Source organism: Arthrobacter sp. 05L421, from assembly GCF_056397785.1.
The window spans coordinates 184,657-200,965 of sequence record NZ_JBFTOC010000002.1; the positions used below are offsets into that span (position 1 = coordinate 184,657).

General features: G+C 67.4%; 15 protein-coding genes. 4 read left to right on the forward strand and 11 right to left on the reverse strand.

What is annotated here, in order from left to right; genetic code table 11:
- The first annotated feature begins 22 nt into the window (after positions 1 to 22).
- Positions 23 to 286 (forward strand): hypothetical protein, encoded by a 264-nt coding sequence (locus AC1DKQ_RS03845; protein WP_277523809.1) that lies wholly within the window; start codon positions 23 to 25, stop codon positions 284 to 286.
- A 94-nt stretch (positions 287 to 380) separates the two neighbouring features.
- Here AC1DKQ_RS03845 and AC1DKQ_RS03850 read toward each other — a convergent pair whose 3' ends face one another.
- The 10 genes from AC1DKQ_RS03850 to AC1DKQ_RS03895 all read right to left on the reverse strand — a co-directional run bounded on the left by AC1DKQ_RS03850 (position 381) and on the right by AC1DKQ_RS03895 (position 10,637).
- The gene (locus AC1DKQ_RS03850) at positions 381 to 1,001 is read right to left on the reverse strand and encodes an L-threonylcarbamoyladenylate synthase (RefSeq protein ID WP_476883257.1); all 621 of its coding nucleotides are present in this window, start codon (positions 999 to 1,001) and stop codon (positions 381 to 383) included.
- 79 nt (positions 1,002 to 1,080) lie between these two features.
- Positions 1,081 to 2,208, reverse strand: coding sequence for an XdhC family protein (locus AC1DKQ_RS03855; protein WP_476883258.1), 1,128 nt, complete (start codon positions 2,206 to 2,208; stop codon positions 1,081 to 1,083).
- A gap of 9 nt (positions 2,209 to 2,217) precedes the next feature.
- Positions 2,218 to 2,940, reverse strand: a complete 723-nt coding sequence (locus tag AC1DKQ_RS03860) for an SRPBCC family protein (RefSeq protein WP_476883259.1) — start codon at positions 2,938 to 2,940, stop codon at positions 2,218 to 2,220.
- Positions 2,930 to 4,237, reverse strand: coding sequence for a vWA domain-containing protein (locus AC1DKQ_RS03865; protein ID WP_476918257.1), 1,308 nt, complete (start codon positions 4,235 to 4,237; stop codon positions 2,930 to 2,932). Before AC1DKQ_RS03865 ends, AC1DKQ_RS03860 begins: the two co-directional genes overlap by 11 nt.
- Entirely contained in the window at positions 4,230 to 5,153 is a 924-nt protein-coding gene (locus AC1DKQ_RS03870; protein ID WP_476918258.1) for an AAA family ATPase, read from the reverse strand. The genes AC1DKQ_RS03865 and AC1DKQ_RS03870 overlap by 8 nt, the downstream gene beginning before the upstream one ends.
- The gene (locus AC1DKQ_RS03875) at positions 5,150 to 5,827 is read right to left on the reverse strand and encodes a nucleotidyltransferase family protein (protein ID WP_476918259.1); all 678 of its coding nucleotides are present in this window, start codon (positions 5,825 to 5,827) and stop codon (positions 5,150 to 5,152) included. The genes AC1DKQ_RS03870 and AC1DKQ_RS03875 overlap by 4 nt, the downstream gene beginning before the upstream one ends.
- Complete coding sequence (locus AC1DKQ_RS03880; RefSeq protein WP_476918260.1) at positions 5,811 to 6,779, reverse strand: XdhC family protein; 969 nt, start codon at positions 6,777 to 6,779, stop codon at positions 5,811 to 5,813. Before AC1DKQ_RS03880 ends, AC1DKQ_RS03875 begins: the two co-directional genes overlap by 17 nt.
- On the reverse strand, positions 6,779 to 9,172 hold the full coding sequence (locus AC1DKQ_RS03885) for an aerobic carbon-monoxide dehydrogenase large subunit (RefSeq protein ID WP_476918261.1): 2,394 nt from the start codon (positions 9,170 to 9,172) through the stop codon (positions 6,779 to 6,781). Before AC1DKQ_RS03885 ends, AC1DKQ_RS03880 begins: the two co-directional genes overlap by 1 nt.
- Positions 9,169 to 9,753 carry a (2Fe-2S)-binding protein gene (locus AC1DKQ_RS03890; protein WP_476918262.1) on the reverse strand — a complete coding sequence of 195 codons (585 nt, stop codon included), beginning with the start codon at positions 9,751 to 9,753 and terminating at the stop codon, positions 9,169 to 9,171. The genes AC1DKQ_RS03885 and AC1DKQ_RS03890 overlap by 4 nt, the downstream gene beginning before the upstream one ends.
- A 5-nt stretch (positions 9,754 to 9,758) precedes the next feature.
- Complete coding sequence (locus AC1DKQ_RS03895) at positions 9,759 to 10,637, reverse strand: FAD binding domain-containing protein (protein ID WP_476918263.1); 879 nt, start codon at positions 10,635 to 10,637, stop codon at positions 9,759 to 9,761.
- Between the two features lie 131 nt (positions 10,638 to 10,768).
- On the opposite strand from AC1DKQ_RS03895, the gene AC1DKQ_RS03900 reads away from it, so the two are divergent.
- Both AC1DKQ_RS03900 and AC1DKQ_RS03905 read left to right on the forward strand, forming a co-directional pair.
- The gene (locus tag AC1DKQ_RS03900) at positions 10,769 to 11,743 is read left to right on the forward strand and encodes a LysR family transcriptional regulator (RefSeq protein ID WP_476918366.1); all 975 of its coding nucleotides are present in this window, start codon (positions 10,769 to 10,771) and stop codon (positions 11,741 to 11,743) included.
- A 108-nt stretch (positions 11,744 to 11,851) separates the two neighbouring features.
- Positions 11,852 to 12,169: a DUF6457 domain-containing protein gene (locus tag AC1DKQ_RS03905; RefSeq protein WP_476883267.1), complete on the forward strand. Its 318-nt coding sequence runs from the start codon at positions 11,852 to 11,854 to the stop codon at positions 12,167 to 12,169.
- Between the two features lie 186 nt (positions 12,170 to 12,355).
- Here AC1DKQ_RS03905 and AC1DKQ_RS03910 read toward each other — a convergent pair whose 3' ends face one another.
- Positions 12,356 to 14,704, reverse strand: a complete 2,349-nt coding sequence (locus AC1DKQ_RS03910) for an FdhF/YdeP family oxidoreductase (RefSeq protein ID WP_476883268.1) — start codon at positions 14,702 to 14,704, stop codon at positions 12,356 to 12,358.
- 396 nt (positions 14,705 to 15,100) lie between these two features.
- Between AC1DKQ_RS03910 and AC1DKQ_RS03915 the strand changes: the two genes are divergently transcribed.
- Positions 15,101 to 16,213, forward strand: a complete 1,113-nt coding sequence (locus AC1DKQ_RS03915; protein WP_476883269.1) for an SDR family NAD(P)-dependent oxidoreductase — start codon at positions 15,101 to 15,103, stop codon at positions 16,211 to 16,213.
- The last annotated feature ends 96 nt before the right edge of the window (positions 16,214 to 16,309 follow it).

Here is a 16,309-nt window from a genome sequence, read left to right on the forward strand (position 1 = left end):
CCGCCGGACGTGAGGAGGGCCCATGGAAACCTTGAAGAAAGTCGTCACGAACGAGTATTTCCCCGCAGCTGCAGTGCTGTCCGGGGTCATCCTGTTCTGGATCCTAGGCTTCTTCGGCGGGCTGTCCCTCCTAAGCACCCGCCAGTCCCCGGTGACCACCCTGACCTGGATGATGTTCGTCTATGCCGCAGCGGTCCTGTCGCCCCTAGCGGGGCTTGTTGCCGCCATCGACCTCGTTCGTCGGTGGCTGCGGAACCGGCAGGCGAGCACGGCGGAAACCGCCTAGCCTGCCGCGCCTAGATTTCCGCGCTGCCCTGCGCGCCTAGCCGGCACCGGACGCAGCGCGAAGCGGACGCTGGGCCGCTGCCGGGTATCTCCGGCTACTCGAAGCGGGACGGATCGCCCATGCCCCGCCGCACGACTTCCGCGACGCCGCTGGAGAAGTCGATGACCGTGGTTGGCTCAGCACCGCAGTCGCCGGAATCGATCACGGCATCCACGACGTGGTCTAGGCGCTCCTTGATCTCCCAGCCCTGCGTAAGAGGTTCTTCCTCATCCGGAAGCAGCAGTGTGCTGGACAGCAGCGGTTCGCCGAGCTCAGCGAGAAGTGCCTGGACCACATGGTTGTCCGGGATGCGCACGCCGACTGTTTTCTTCTTTGGGTGCAGTAGCCGCTTGGGGACCTCCCGGGTGGCGGGCAGAATAAAGGTGTAGCTGCCCGGCGTGACGGCCTTGATGCTCCGGAAAACGTCGTTGTCGATCTGGACGAGCTGGCCCAACTGAGCGAAGTCCTTGCAGACCAGCGTGAAGTGGTGCTTGCTGTCGAGGTTTCGGATGCTCCTGATTCGGTCCAGTGCCTCCCGGCTTCCCAGCTGCGCGCCGAGCGCATAGCAGGAGTCGGTGGGGTAGGCGATCAGGCCACCTGAGCGAACGATTTCCACCGCCTGGTGGATGGAACGCGCCTGGGGGTTCTCGGGGTGCACATCGAAGTATCTCGCCATGGGTCGAGCTTACGCCCGGGGTGGCCCTCCCGCTGGCGGCCCCGTCCGACTTCACGGCCGCCTGTTCATTTCGGCGCGCTCACAGTTGCTCGTCGTGGTGGATCCGTTCGCCGAGTTGCCGCAGCGGCTCCCCGCTGCCGCTCCACTGCTGGGCGATGAATTCCGCGGCGATGGACACGGCCGTTTCCTCGGGCGTGCGGGCGCCCAAATCAAGGCCCACGGGACTGTGGAGCTTCGACAATTCGGCCTCGCCCAATCCCGCCTCGCGCAGCCGAGCCATCCTGTCCTCGTGCGTGCGCCTGGATCCCATGGCGCCGATGAAGGCTACTGGGCTGCCGCGCAGCGCCACCTCCAGGACGGGGATATCGAACTTCGGATCGTGGGTCAGGACGCACAGCACGGCCCGGGAATCCAGCAGTCCCTGGGCGAACTGGTCGCTCAGATACCGGTGTGGCCACGCGTTGACCACCTCGGCGGCGTCGGGGAACCTCACGGGGGTGGCGAAAACGGACCGCGCATCGCAGACGGTTACCCGGTACCCCAGGAAAGCGCCCAGCCGGGCCAGCGCCGCGGCGAAGTCAATGGCACCGAAGACGATCATGCGTGGCGGGGGCGCGTAGCTCGCGAAGAAGACGCGCATGCCGGTGTCGAGCCGCTCGCCGTCAACGCCGTAGTGCAGGATGCCCGTCCGCCCGGCCGCCAGGAGGCCCTGGGTGTCGTCGCCGACGGCGCGGTTAGTCCGGTCCGAGCCCAGGTCGCCTTCGCAGCCAACAGGTCTGACGATGAGGTGGCGCCCCACGCGGTCGGCATCTGGGTGTTCGATGACCGTGGCGACCCCCACGCGGCGCCCGGCGGCGATGTCCTGCGCGACGGCGGCGAGTTCGGCAAAGCGGCGCTGGGAGACGGGTTCAACGAAGATGTCGATGATTCCGCCGCAGGTCAGGCCCACGGCGTAGGCATCGTCGTCGCTGATCCCGTAGCGCACCAGGGCCGGCTCGCCGTCGTCCTTGACTTGGGTGGCCAGCTCATACACGGCACCTTCGACGCAGCCGCCGGAGACGGAGCCCACGGCCTCGCCGTCGGCCGTCACCAGCATGGCGGCGCCGGGGAGCCGGGGTGCCGACTTGAAAGTACTCACGACCGTGGCCAGGCCTGCGGTGGCACCCCTCCGCCAGTCAGGCAACATGGCCGCCAGGACATCGCGCATAGTCGCTCCTCAGAGCCTGCCGCACAGCCGGAGCATCCGGAACGCTGAACGCCGGCCGGCCCAGTAGGCGATGCACGCCACGACGGCGACGACACCGAGGACTTTCACCGGGCTGGACAGCTGCTCCGCCGCGATTCCCTTGGCCAGGCTCAGCGCATCCAGGCTGCCGCCCGGCGCGGCCGACGCCGGCATTGGCTCCGGGACAGCCGCCGGGACAGACGCCGGCACCGGCTCCGGGACAGCCGCCGGGACCGCTTCGGCTGGTGCTTCCGGGACTGGAGGTGTTCCCTCTGCCAGCATGGCCTGGAGGTTATTCGCGAAGAGGGACATCGTCTGTTCCGTGACGCTCCCGATCACCCCTTTGCCCATGGCCGCGGCCTTCCCGGACAGCGCGAGATCTGCGCTGACGGACCCCCGCGTGGCCGCGCCGTCTTCGGCCAGCGTCAGGGTGACGGTGGCCTCGGCGGTGCCCTGTCCGCGGGTTTCCTGGGCCTTGCCGCCAAGGACGGCGCGGTGTTCCGAGGCGTTTCTTTCAATGACGTTCAGCAGGCCCTTGTATTGCATCGTGACCGGGCCCAGCTTTACCGTCATGCCCACTTGGTAGGCGTCCTCCGAGAGCTTGTTCAGGATCTTGGCCCCGGGGAGGCATCCGGCCACCCTTTCAACGTCCATCAGTGTGTCCCACACCTGGCTTATCGGTGCGACCACCGAGAAGGTGCTGTCAATTTGCATGCGCTGGTTCCTTGCCTCTCGCTCGTCCGTGCCGCTGGCCCGGTTGCTTGCCGTCACCCCGAATTGCGGCTGTCAGCTCGGCCAACGCCTGGTAGCTGTGGCCGCTGACGAATGCGTCGCAGTAGGGCAGTGCTGCTGCCATGCCGCCCACCAAGGGCTGGTACTGCGGGGCCGCCTTCCGCGGATTTACCCAAATGATCCTGTGGGCGAGCCGGCGCAGGCGGGCCATTTGCGCCGCGACTTGTTCCGGATCTTCGGACGCCCAGCCGTCCGAAAACACCACCACCACGGCGCCCCGCGCCAGTCCGCGGCGGCCGTGCTCGTCGACGAAGCGCCGGAGGCATTCGGCGATCCGGGTTCCGCTGGCCCAGTCGGGCGCGGCGACGGCGGCGCGGGCCAGAGCCTGGTCCGCATCGCGCAGGGCCAGTTGCCGCGTAAGCCTGGTCAACCTCGTGGAGAAAACGAAGGCTTCGGCCCCTGCCCCGGTCACAGCGCCCTGCAACAGGGAGATGAAGACGCGCGCGTAGGGCTCCATCGATCCGGAAACATCGCACAGCAGCACCAGTTTGCGGCGTTGCTTGCGCCGGCGGGCGTACAGCAGCAGTGGGGCGTCGGTTCCGGAGCGCCGGGCAGTGCGAACCGTCGCCCGGACGTCCAGGCTCGCTGTGCTGTGTGCCGATGTGCGTGTGCGGCGGCTCAGGCGCAGCGGTGTCGCCAGCTGCAGCGCCGCAGCCAGCCGCCGCACCTCAGCCACTTCATCGGCAGAGAGCTCTGCAAAGGAAGTCACATTAAGGTGTTCGTCCCCGGAAACCATGGCCAGGACGGCATCCCGATCGGCGCGGAGGCCCTGGGCCGAGCTGTCCCGGCCGGGGAAGGCCACGCGCGGATGCCGGCGCGTCCCCTCGGCCGCGCCCCCCTCCCGGGTGCCAGGCGCCGCGGGCCGGGTCTGCGGCTGCGGCTGCGGTGTGGGCGGCGCCGGCAGTGCCGGGCGGGCCACCCGGCCCGGTTGAGCCGCGCTGGCATTTGGGCCGAACACGGCGGCGAAGACGGCATCAAACAAGGGCACCTGTCCGCGCGCGGACACGAGCACCACGCGGCAGGTCCAGTACAGCTGCTCAAGCTGGGCAGGGGGGATCAGGTGGAGCGCCTCGGCCAGCCGTGCGGCCCGGTCCGGCGACGTAGCAAGCCCAGCCCTCCGGATTGCTGTGACGAACGCGGCGGACAAGGCTGCTGCCTCGACTCGCGGCGGCCGATCGGTGGCGCTGCTGGTTTGGGCGGGCCCGTGGTCTTCAGCCATCGTTGCCCTCCACGAGCCAGGCCGCGCCGCGGGAGCCGACGAGTTCGAGGTCATCGCGGTTCTTGACGATGGAGCCCCACGTTTGCTCGGTAATGCCGGGCTCGATCCGTGCCACCCCAAGCACAGCCAGGGCCGAGACCCAGTCGATTGCCTCAGATATGCCCGGGGGCTTGGCGAGGTCCAGTGTGCGCAGCCGGGTGATGACGGACGCGGCCTGGAGCGCCAACGGGCCGCTGCTGGCGGGAACCCGACGGCGCACGATCTCGGCGATCCGTGCCGGTCCGGGGTAGTCGATCCAGTGGTATAGGCAGCGGCGGGTCAGGGCGTCATGAAGGTCCCGCGTCCGGTTGGAAGTGAGGATCACGATGGGCGGATGGGCGGCGCGGATTGTGCCCAGCTCCGGGATGGTGACGGCGGATTCCGCCAGCAGTTCAAACGTGAAGGCCTCGAATTCGGCGTCGGCGCGGTCGATCTCATCCAGGAGCAGCACGGCAGGCCGCGGGCCGGGATGCTCCAGCGCCTGCAGGAGCGGCCGCCGCAAAAGGTACTGGGGAGCGAAGAGGTCAGTTTCCGTGACCTCGGTATCGCGGACTTCGGCCAGCCGGATGCCGAGCAACTGGCGTTGGTGGTTCCATTCATAGAGGGCCTCACCGGCGTCGATTCCCTCGTAGCACTGCAGCCGGTACAGCGGGGTGTCGAGGAGTTCGGCCAGCGCCTTCGCGGCCTCCGTTTTCCCGACTCCCGCCTCGCCCTCGAGCAGGATGGGCTGCGGCAGGCGGACGGCCAGGAACAGGGCCGTTGCCAGCCCGGCATCGGCCAGGTAGTTGGTGCGGTCCAGCGCGGCCATCAGCGACCCCACATCCGGGACCCGGCGCCGGACGTCCTCCTCCGCGCCGGCCCGCGCCGCCGTCGTCATACGGCCCCCTGCAGCCCGTCAAGCAGGCGCCGGTAGTCTTCCTCGGTGTCCACGTCCAAGGGGATGGGACCGGGTGTGCGGACCTCGACGACGTCGTCCGTCCGCTGTTCGAGGAGCTTCCAGACTGCTTTGTCCCCGTGCAGGGCGGCCAGATCCGGCAGCAGGCGCCGGGCAAACGCAAGGGGGTGGCCCACGCCGTCGTCGTAGCGGCACACCGCGATGCCGCCTACGGCAGCAGGAGCGGCGCCGGCCGAAGGGGCGCCGTAACCGGGCTGGAGGGCGCCGAGCACGGCCCGGACACTCGCCGCCCGGACACCGGGCTGATCGCCGAGCAACAGGACCACGGCGTCGGTATCCGGATGCAGGGCCGCGAGCGCCGTCGCGATCGAGGACGCGCACCCGTCGCCGAAGTCCGGGTTGAGCACCACATCGCAGCCCCTGGTGTCGACGGTGCGCCCTACCTCGGCCGCCGCGCCGCCCAGGGCCAGCACCGTCTGGCCGAAGGGGCAGTCCCGGGCAGTCGCCAGGACGGCACCGAGCAGGACCCCCGTGCCGTAGGGCAGGAGCTGCTTGGGCTGGCCCAGGCGCCTGGACGCCCCAGCGGCCAGGATGATTCCCGCAATCCGGGGCTCGGGGCTTCCGGCCGGCCTCAGCGATTCAGGTCGCGAGTGCATAGCGCTCCGGATCCTTGCGGAAGGCGGCCCGGCAGCCGGGGGAGCAGAAGTAGACCGTGACCCCGTGGTGTTCCAGGTGCAGGGACGACTTGAGGGCCGGGACGGACATGCCGCATACCGGGTCGACCGCGCTCGCCGGCCCTGAGTCCGTGGGCCCTGACTCCGTGGGCGCCTCCATGCCTGCGGGCGTGGTGGCAGCGTCCGCCGCTAGGGGCGGGGACGCGCGCCTTGCCTTGGACCGTTCACCAACCAGCTGGGCCAGGATTGAAAGCGCGATCTCCCCGGGAGTCCGGGCACCGAGCTGCAACCCGGCCGGCGTGAAAACCCGCGCCCGCCGGGCGTCGTCGACGTCGAGCGATTCCAGGACGGCGGCGCCGCGGGTTTCGCTGGCCACGAGGGCAACGTAGGGGACACCCGCGCGCAGGGCCGCCTCCAGCGCACCCTCTTCCGCTTTTCCGTGCGAGGCGACGATCAGTGCCGCGTCATCGCCGCGCGGATCGGCGGATTCGCCGTCCGTCAGTTCAACTTCGAGGCCGACGCCGGAACCGAGCGTCGCCAGGGCCTGCGCCACCGGCGTCGTACCCACCACCAGGACCCGGGGCGCCGGAATCCGCGGCTGGAGGAAGATCTCGATCGCCCCGCCGCTGAGGCAGGGGTTGGAGACCTCGACGGCGCCCTCTTCCGCGGTGAGGGACGGTTCCCCGGGCAGCACGCGCAACAGGAGCGGTTCCTGGGAGGCGAGGACCTGCAGGCTGTATTCGCGCACCGATGCCTCGACGCAGTTCCCGCCCACAAAGCCCTGGATCTCCCCGGTGGGCAGCACCAGGGCCGTGTCCCCGGCGTGCGCGCTCGTCGGACGCTGGGCACGGACCACCGTGGCGTGGACAAACGGCTCGCGGCGGCTGGCGAGTTCATCGGCCCTGGCGGCCAGGGTCTCTGCGATGGTGGGCATCAGATCGGCGGCCTGGCCCGGCCCTGCATGGCGGCCCAGACGCGGGCCGGGGTGCAGGGCATGTCCATGTGGGTGACGCCGAACGGCGCCAGGGCATCGACGACGGCGTTGACGATCGCCGGCGGGGAGCCGACGGTGGCGGACTCGCCGATGCCCTTCGCCCCGATCGGGTGATGCGGGGACGGGGTGACCGTGAATCCGGTTTCCCAGTCCGGCACTTCCATGGCCGTGGGGATCAGGTAGTCCATGAAGGACCCGGCGAGGCAGTTGCCGGCCTCGTCGAACTCGATGATCTCCATCAGCGCCATGCCGACGCCGTCCGTCAGACCGCCGTGCACCTGGCCTTCGATGATCATCGGGTTGATCCTCGTGCCACAGTCATCCACCGCCACGAAGCGCCGCACCTTGACCTGACCCGTGCCGGGGTCGACATCTACGACGCAGATGTAGGCGCCGAACGGGAAAGTGAGGTTTGGCGGGTCGTAGGTGACTTCCGCGTCGAGGTTGCCGTCCACACCCTCGGGCAAGGCAACGGTGCCATGGGCGCCCATGGCGATCTCGGCGATGGTCTTGCCGACGCTGGGATCGCCCTTGACGAACCAGCGGCCCTTTTCCCACTCGAGGTCCTCGGGTCGGGTTTCAAGCATGGCCCCGGCGATCAGCTTCGCCTTCTCACGCACCTTCCGCGCGACGAGGGCCACGGCGCCGCCGCTGACCGGCGTCGAGCGGCTTCCGTAGGTGCCCAAGCCGAACGGGGTCTGGTCCGTATCCCCGTGGACCACCTCGATGTCCTCCGGCGGGATGCCGAGTTCCTCAGCCACGATCTGGGCGAAGGTGGTCTCGTGGCCCTGGCCCTGGCTCTGCACCGAGATGCGGACCACGGCCTTCCCGGTGGGGTGCACCCGCAGTTCGGCGCCGTCGGCCATGCCGAGGCCAACAATGTCGAAGTGCTTCCGCGGGCCGGCCCCCACCACTTCCGTGAAGAAGGCCACGCCGATGCCCATGAGTTCCCCGCGTTCGCGTTTTTCGGCCTGCTCGCGGCGGAGGTCCTCGTACCCGGCGAGCTGCATCGAGAGGCGCATGGCGGCCTCGTAGTCGCCTGAGTCGTAGACCCAGCCGGTCTTGTTGGCATAGGGGAACTGCTCCGGCTTGATGAAGTTCTTGAGCCGCAGCTCCGCCGGGTCCATGTCCAGCTTGCGGGCCAGGACGTCCACCATCCGCTCCACCAGGTAGACGGCCTCGGTGACGCGGAACGAGCACGCGTAGGCCACCCCGCCGGGTGCCTTGTTGGTGTAGACGCCGGTGACGGAGCAGTAGGCGGCCTTGAGGTCGTAACTGCCGGTGAAGATGGAGAAGAATCCGGCCGGGTTCTTGGTGGGCTGGGCGGTGGCGTTGAACGCGCCGTGGTCGGCCAGCACATGGGTGCGCAGGGCCAGGATCTTGCCCTCCTTGGTCGCCGCGATTTCGCCCTGCATGATGTAGTCCCGGGCGAACGAGGTCGACATCAGGTTCTCGGAGCGATCCTCCACCCATTTGACCGGACGCCCGGAAACGATCGAGCCGACGACGGCGAGGATGTAGCCGGGATAAATCCCGACCTTGTTGCCGAAACCCCCGCCGATATCGGGGGAGACGATCCGGATTTTGTGCTCGGGGATGCCGGCCACAATCGCGAACAAGGTCCGGTGCGCGTGCGGGGCCTGGGTGGTCTCGTAGAGGGTCAGCTTGCCGTTGACGGCGTCGAAATCCGCGACGGCGCCGCATGTCTCCATCGGTGCGGGGTGGACCCGGGGGTACACCACCTCCTGGCTGACCACGACGTCGGCGGCGGCGAACACCGCATCGGTTTCGGCTTTGTCGCCAATCTCCCAGTCGAAGATCCGGTTGTCCGTTCTGCCGTCGATCTCGTCGCGGATCACCGGCGCGTCCGGGTCAAGGGCCTTGCGGGCGTCCACCAGCGGGGGAAGCACATCGTATTCGACGTCGATCAGCTCCAGCGCGTCCCGGGCGGCGTAGCGGTCCTCGGCCACCACAAACGCTACTTCCTGGCCCTGGAACCGGACTTTGTCGGTGACCAGCACGGCCTGGACGTCCGCGGAGAGCGTCGGTGCCCACGCCAGCTTCAAGCCCAGGAGGTCCTTGCCGGTGATGACTGCCACGACTTTGGGATGCGCCAGGGCGTTAGTGGTGTCGATGGACACAAGCCGGGCGTGCGCCACCGGAGCGCGCAGGATGGCGCCGTGCAGCATCCCCGGCAGCACGATGTCATCCAGGTAGTGGCCCTTGCCGCGCACGAAGCGCGGGTCTTCCTTCCGCTGGATACGGCCGTAGCCGATCGGGCGGTCCTCGTCGCCGGCGGCCGGGTTTGACGGCCGGTCATGGATGACAGTCATGCCTTCACCTCCGTGCCTGTCTCCGCTGTCTCTGCCCCGACATCCGGGACGCCGGTGTCGGTGCCGTCCAGGCCGGTGGCGGCAGAACGGTCGGCGGCGGGTGCGTCGTCCAGGCCGGTGCCGACGGGATGGGCGGCCGCCCACTGCACCGAACGGACAATCGTGGCGTAGCCCGTGCACCGGCAGATCTGCCCGGAAATGGCCCGCCGGATCTCGGCGTCGTCCGGGTGCGGATTCTTATCAAGGAGCGCGCGTGCCGTGAGCATCATCCCCGGGGTGCAGAAGCCGCACTGCAACCCGTGCTCCTCCATGAAGCCCTGCTGGACGGGGTCGAGGGTGCCGCCCGTGGCCAGTCCCTCAACGGTCCGGATGTCGTGCCCCGCGGCCATGGCGGCCAGGACAGTGCAGGACTTCACGGGCTGTCCGTCCATCAGGACCACACACGTCCCGCAGTTGCTCGTGTCGCATCCCCAGTGCGTACCGGTGAGGCCCAGGACCTCGCGGATGTAATGGACCAGGAGCACCCGGGGCTCGATCTCGCTGGTGACGTCGTTGCCGTTGACGGTCATGCTGATCTGCATCGGCTTCAGCCTTCCTGCATCTGGGCGGCGCGGGCACAGGCCCGCCGCAGCACCCTTTGGGTGAGCTCATCGGCGAGGTGCCGCTTGTAGTCGATCGGGCCGCGCTGGTCCGCCACCGGATCGCAGGCCGCCGCGGCCAGCCTGCCGGCCTCTGCGAACAGTTCCTCGTCCGGACGCCTGCCGCGGAGCGCCGCGGCGGCATCGGACACCAGGTGGTCAAGGCCCAGCGCCGTGAGTCCGACGGCGGCGTCGTCGACGGTCCCGTCCGCGGCGAGGGTGACTGCGGCGCCGGCGGCACCGACTGCCCAGTCCCCGACCCGGCGTTCGACCTTTTCATAGGCGCTGCCCGTGCGGGGCCGGATGCCGAACCTGAGTTCGCAGAGCAGCTCATCCTGCCCGACCGCGGTTTCGTAAGGTCCGCGGTGGAACTCGGACATGGGCAGGATGCGCTCGCCGCGTGGCCCGCGGATCACCGCCTGGGCGGCAAGGACATCACAAACGGTGGAGAGGTCCTCGGCGGGGTCGGCCTGGCAGAGCGAGCCGCCTATGGTGCCGCGGTTGCGTACCACGGGGTCGGCGATCACCAGTTCGGCGTCCCGCACAATGGGGAACAGCGCGGCGACCTCCTCCGACTCAAGCAAAGTGGTGTGGCGCGTCAGGGCGCCGACCCGTAGCTTGTTGCCGTCACGGAGGATGAAATCGAGCTCGTAGAGGTCATTGATGTCGATCAGCCATTCGGGCCGGGAGAGGCGAAGCTTCATCATCGGCAGGAGGCTGTGGCCGCCGGCCACCACCCGGGATTCGGGGCCGTACCGGGCGAGAAGTTCCAGCGCGTTGTCCACGCTGGTGGCGCGGACGTAGTCAAATGGAGCCGGAATCTGCATAGTCCCTACCTCACTCCGAACGACCGGCGGCGTGGTGCAGCGGCAGCGTAGCGCCGGATTGAGGTCAGTCTTGCCCCGGCCTGAGTGGGCTGTCAATATCGTCATAAGCGAAAGGTTATGAAGCCGTGGCGATGACATTGGGACAGTTGCGGACGTTCGCCCTGGTGGCCAAGCTGGGCTCTCTCCACGCGGCCGCTGTCCACCTCGGAGTCAGCGAACCGGCCGTTTCGACAGCGCTTGCCGCCCTCAGGCAGGATCTGGGTGATCCGCTCTTCGTGCGCGCCCACGGCGGGATCGCGCTGACTCCCGGGGGCCGGGCCCTCGCCGAACACGCCCAGGACATCGTGGGACTGGCGGACCGGGCCCGGTGGGAGGTGGCCCACGCTCAGACCGAGACCGGTCGCCTGAAAATCGTGGCCACGGCGCCGTTTGCCGAGCACGCGGCTGGCCGCCTGCTGGACCTGTTCACCCGCCGGGTCCCCGGCGCCTCCGTCGATGTTGTGGTGGAGGAGGCCGAGGACATTGCCCCGCTGATGCTGGAACGCGTCTATGACATCGCCTTCGGAGCCAGGCCCCCCGTCCGCAATGGTTCTGCCAACGTCGGCATCGACTCCGTCCCGTTCCTGCGGTACCAGCGGATCGTCGTGGCGGCCGCCGGGCATCCGCTCGCCGCCCTGCACGGACCGGTGGCGCTGGCCGAACTGCTGCGCCGGCCGTGGTTTGCCGGTCCCGCCGGCATCCAGGCGGCCAGCGAGGAGGGCCGCTGGTTGGCGTCCCAGGCAGTGGCGCCGGAGATCGTCCGGCTGAGCAGCGAGACGGAGGCCCTCGCCGCCGTCAGGGCGGGCGAGGGAACCATGCTGGCGCTGGGCCATATTGTCCGGACTGAAATCCGCAGCGGATCCCTGGCCCGTGTCCCGGTGACCGGAACGCCGATTTCCGGGCTCTGGTGGGCCAGTACGCTGGACCGCCGCCGGGCCACCACCATGGCGCGGACCCTGCAGAGGTTTGCCGGCACCGCCGATGCCACCGCGGCCATGGTGGCCCCCGGCGGTTCACGGGGGCTGGAACGGCGGGGGTCCAAGTTCCACGTTGCACTCTGGAGCTGAGGCGCCTCCCGCTGTGTCGCCTGCCGCTGTGTCGCGTTGCGAAACGCCGGGCCGGGTGCTACCCCTTGAGGGTTAGGCGATCCATTCACCCCGCGAGAAGGAGTAGCAATGACGTTGTCCCGAGACGAAGACAGCTCGCTGCGGCATTGGAGCAGCCGTCTGATTCAGGCGCTGCAGATCCTCGACCTGGAAGTCGACCACGAAAAGATCGTCCAGGTCGCCGAAGAATCCGTCAAAGCCGTCGGTCCTCACGCAGACGCCATCAGCGCGTTCATCGTGGGCTACGCGGCGGGCACCGCGTCCACCAACGGCCGCAAGGGCACGCAGGAGGCCGTACACGCCGCGTCCAACAAAGTCATTGAGCTCTGCGAGCACGGCGAGTCCGGCGGCCCGGATGAGGAAGGCTGGGCCAAGAGGGCCCAATAACCAAGAGGGCACAGTAACGCGGCCACGCTGTAGGCCCGCCCCGCCAGCACGGGACATGCTCCACGGTTGGGTTCAGGGATGGACAGATTGGTGTTATGTCCAGTCGCCGGGGCCGGGGTTGGGCATGTCCCGTGGCCCCGCCCCGCGCCGGCGTGTGCCTAGAGTTGTGTGCCTGGTGTTGTGAGCCTAGGGTGAGGCCACCCCGGCGGGGACCGTTGCCGCGCCCTCGGGCGTCTGGTCCAGGCTCGGCTCAAACCGGACGATGACCGCCTTTGAGACCGGTGTGTTGCTGCCCTCGGCCGTATGGTTCAGCGGCACCAGCACGTTGGCCTCAGGGTAATAGGCAGCCGCGCAGCCGCGTGCGGTGGGAAACGACACCACGCGGAACTTGCGCAGCACGCGTTCCTCGCCGTCGTCGTGCACGCCGTGGACGTCCACGTCCTGCCCGTCGGCCAGACCGAGTTCGGCGATGTCGTCCGGGTTCACAAAGACCACATGGCGGCCCTTCTTGATGCCGCGGTAGCGGTCGTTGTGCGAGTAGATAGTGGTGTTGAACTGGTCGTGGGAGCGCATGCTCTGCAGGATCAGGGTTCCCTCCGGCCGTTGAACAAGTTCCAGATCGTTGACAGTCAGCACCGCCTTGCCGGTCGGCGTGGGGAAGGTGCGGGAATCGCGGGGACCATTGGCGAGGATAAACCCGCCTTCCTGCCGGATCCGCTGGTTGTAGTCCTTGCAGCCGCCCACGACCCGCGAAATGTGATCGCGGATGAGGTCGTAGTTCTTCTCATAGCCGTCCCAGTCGGCCTTGATTTTGTCGCCCACCAGGAGTTTGCCCATCCGGCTCACGATGGCGGGCTCCGAGAGCAGATGATGGGAAACGGGCTCAACGCTTCCCCAGGACGGGTGCACGGCGCAGACGGTGTCTTCCACGGAAACGAACTGGGGCCCGGATTCCTGGATGTCGATCTCGGTCCGGCCCATCGTAGGGAGGATTAGCGCCTCGCGGCCCGTCACAGTGTGCGAGAGGTTCAGCTTGGTCGAGATCTGGACTGTCATGTCCGTGTTCTGCATGGCAGCCACGGCGGCATTGGTGTCCGAGATGGCCCCCACCAGGTTGCCGCCCAGGGCGACGAAGACCTTGATCTCGCCCGCGCGCATTTTATTGATGGTCTCGACGGCGTCCGTGCCGTGCTCGCGGGGCGGTTCGAAGTCGAACTCCTTGCCGAGGGCGTCCATGAAGGACTGCGGCATCTGCTCCCAGATGCCCATGGTGCGGTCGCCCTGCACATTGCTGTGCCCGCGGATGGGGGAGGCGCCGGCGCCCGGCTTGCCGATGTTGCCGCGCAGCAGCAGGAGGTTGATGATCTCCTTGATGGTGGCGACACCCTTCTTCTGCTGCGTGATGCCCATGGCCCAGGTGATGATGACTTTCTCGGCCTTGAGGTAGCGGGCGGCGAGCTCATCGATGTCCTCGCTGCGCAGGCCCGTGGCTTCGAGCACCGTGCGCTCATCCAGCTGGGCGAGGTGCTCCTTAAGCTCTTCGAGTCCCTCGCAGTGTTCGGCCAGGAAGGCGTGGTCCAGGACGCTCCCGGGGTTCTTGGCTTCGGCGTCGAGCACCCGCTTGGACACAGCCTGCAGCAGGGCCATGTCGCCGCCGATCCGGATCTGGAGGAACTGGTCCGCGATCTGGGTGCCGTTGCCAATAACGCCCTTGACCTCCTGCGGGTTCTTGTAGCGGCGCAGGCCGGCCTCGGGAAGGGGATTGACGGCCACGATCTCGCCGCCGTTGTTCTTACACGCCTCGAGTTCGGTCATCATCCGGGGGTGGTTGGTGCCCGGGTTCTGGCCCATGACGATGATCAGGTCGGCTTGGGCGTAGTCGTCGAAACTGACTGTGGCCTTGCCGATGCCGATGGTCTGGCCCATTGCCCAGCCCGAGGATTCGTGGCACATGTTGGAGCAGTCCGGCAGGTTATTGGTGCCGTAGCCGCGGACCATCAGCTGGTAGAGGAAGGCGGCCTCGTTCGACGTCCGGCCGCTGGTATAGAACGCCGCCTGATCGGGGGAGTCCAGCCCCTTGAGCTTGTCGGTCACAAGCCGGAGCGCTTCGTCCCAGCTGACCGCCTTGTAGTGGTCCTCGCCGGCGGCTTTGTATACCGGTTCGGTAAGCCGGCCCTGCATTCCAAGCCAGTACTCGGACCGGCTGCGCAGTTCGCTGACGGAATTCTCGGCCCAGAAAGTTCCGGGGACCACCACCGGAGTCGCCTCCCAGGTCACAGCCTTGGCCCCGTTCTCGCAGAACTCGAACGCCTTGCGGTGGTGCGGATCCGGCCACGCGCAGCTCGGGCAGTCGAAGCCGTCCTTCTGGTTCATCGCCATGACGGTCTTGCGGGTCCGGTTCAGGCCCATCTGTTCGATGGCCGGCTTCATGGAGTGGTACACGCCTGGGACACCGGCGGCCCAGCTCTTGGGCCCGTCCGCTACAACGAGGTCTTTCTCGGACGGTTCCTCGATCTGAGGAGTCTTGCGAGTCACGTGAACTTCCCTTCTGCAAGCACCGTCCGGAGGGGACGGCGTGCTGATCTGCTGCCACTATGCACAATACCGTCAGGCCTATCAGCTTGATCGGACCGCCGCAAGCAATTGGCTGGCCCGCTCAGGTACCACGCCCCACCCGTACGCACCCCTCCCGAGTATCGTCCTCGCGCTTTTCAGGTAGCCGTTACTCGTGTTCCCGCTGCTGAAGCCGTGTGTTCTAGGGGTGGAAGGTCTCAGTGGGGAAAACCAAGCGGAGTCAAGGGGCGTTAGCCCTGCGGCATACGGGTTCTTCGTTGCGTTCGGCCGCCTTCAGGCGGAGCCGAAGGGATCCGTCCTGACTTCAATGGGCTCGATCAACAGCTGAAAAATCATGTGAATACTGGGGGAAGCGTCATGAAAAAAATTTGTGCCGACCGACTGCTTGGTAGAGAGTCGATCCACGTTTACGGGGCTGCAGCGAAAGCCTTGTTCCAAGGCCGAACCATCCTGGTCACGGGCGCCGGGGGTTCCATCGGTTCGGAGATTGTCCGTCAGATGCTCATGCTGGAAGTAGCGAAGGTCTACTGCATAGATAACGACGAGTTCGCGCTCTACAACCTGCAAATGGACCTGGAAGGCATGGCATTGCTGGACGATGACGTCTACCGGCTGGCCGACATACGCGATGAGCAGTTGATGCGGCGCATCATGCAGGAGGTCCGTCCAGACGCGGTGTTCCACGCCGCAGCGCACAAGCACCTGCCGCTCTTGGAGCGGGCACCCGAAGCGGCCGTCAAGACAAATGTCTTTGGGACCCAGTCCGTAGTGCGTGCCGCAATAGCCGCAGGCGTGGACAGGGTTGTCAACATAAGCACGGACAAGGCGGCGAATCCGACATCGGCGTTGGGATGGTCCAAGCGTCTCGCGGAGCACGTCGCCGACAAGTACGCCGACACCTCGGCGACCAAAGTGGCAAGTGTCCGCTTTGGAAATGTATTGGGCAGCCGAGGCTCATTTCTGCCCACGCTCATGACGCAAATTGAAACAGGACAGACGATCCGGATCACCGATCCCGCTGTCGCACGCTACTTCATGACCATCCCAGAGGCGGCCGGCCTGGTGATCGAAGCCGCCTGCCTGGCCGCCGGCGGGGAAACGTACGTGTTGGACATGGGTGCGCCGGTGCGGATCGAGTCGCTGCTGCGCCGGTATGTCGAATTGGTTGACTGCCCGATGCCTGAAATTGAGTACACCGGGCTCCGCCCCGGCGAAAAGATGTCCGAGGAACTTTTCGACCAGCGCGAGACCCACCATGCCACGCCTCATCCGCGCATTTTGAAGGTCGACGTCGGAGCGTATCCGATTGACCATGCACTGGCACTCCTTCGCGAGCTCGTCGACCACGGCGCCCACCCTGCACTCGTTCGCGAGGCGCTCGAATTCAATACTGCCGGAAAGGTAAACGATGGACTGGACAGCTTCGCTTCTAGCGCTCTTGGCACTGCCCCTTCTGGCAGTCTTAGTTGACGCTGTCGGAGCGGCCCGCAGCAGCCGCTTCGGAACTGGGCATCGGGAAGCTGGCAGCGCCTCACTTGAGGGTCTGTCCTTCGATGTACTTGTTCC

Bases quoted from the DNA above. Each gene is read 5' to 3' on its own strand.
- AC1DKQ_RS03850 (WP_476883257.1), bottom strand. From the start codon at position 1,001: ATGGCGAGATACTTCGATGTGCACCCCGAGAACCCCCAGGCGCGTTCC.
- AC1DKQ_RS03875 (WP_476918259.1), bottom strand. From the start codon at position 5,827: ATGCACTCGCGACCTGAATCGCTGAGGCCGGCCGGAAGCCCCGAGCCC.
- AC1DKQ_RS03870 (WP_476918258.1), bottom strand. From the start codon at position 5,153: ATGACGACGGCGGCGCGGGCCGGCGCGGAGGAGGACGTCCGGCGCCGG.
- AC1DKQ_RS03845 (WP_277523809.1), top strand. From the start codon at position 23: ATGGAAACCTTGAAGAAAGTCGTCACGAACGAGTATTTCCCCGCAGCT.
- AC1DKQ_RS03860 (WP_476883259.1), bottom strand. From the start codon at position 2,940: ATGCAAATTGACAGCACCTTCTCGGTGGTCGCACCGATAAGCCAGGTG.
- AC1DKQ_RS03895 (WP_476918263.1), bottom strand. From the start codon at position 10,637: ATGCAGATTCCGGCTCCATTTGACTACGTCCGCGCCACCAGCGTGGAC.
- AC1DKQ_RS03880 (WP_476918260.1), bottom strand. From the start codon at position 6,779: ATGCCCACCATCGCAGAGACCCTGGCCGCCAGGGCCGATGAACTCGCC.
- AC1DKQ_RS03885 (WP_476918261.1), bottom strand. From the start codon at position 9,172: ATGACTGTCATCCATGACCGGCCGTCAAACCCGGCCGCCGGCGACGAG.
- AC1DKQ_RS03865 (WP_476918257.1), bottom strand. From the start codon at position 4,237: ATGGCTGAAGACCACGGGCCCGCCCAAACCAGCAGCGCCACCGATCGG.
- AC1DKQ_RS03915 (WP_476883269.1), top strand. From the start codon at position 15,101: ATGAAAAAAATTTGTGCCGACCGACTGCTTGGTAGAGAGTCGATCCAC.
- AC1DKQ_RS03855 (WP_476883258.1), bottom strand. From the start codon at position 2,208: ATGCGCGATGTCCTGGCGGCCATGTTGCCTGACTGGCGGAGGGGTGCC.
- AC1DKQ_RS03900 (WP_476918366.1), top strand. From the start codon at position 10,769: ATGACATTGGGACAGTTGCGGACGTTCGCCCTGGTGGCCAAGCTGGGC.
- AC1DKQ_RS03890 (WP_476918262.1), bottom strand. From the start codon at position 9,753: ATGCAGATCAGCATGACCGTCAACGGCAACGACGTCACCAGCGAGATC.
- AC1DKQ_RS03905 (WP_476883267.1), top strand. From the start codon at position 11,852: ATGACGTTGTCCCGAGACGAAGACAGCTCGCTGCGGCATTGGAGCAGC.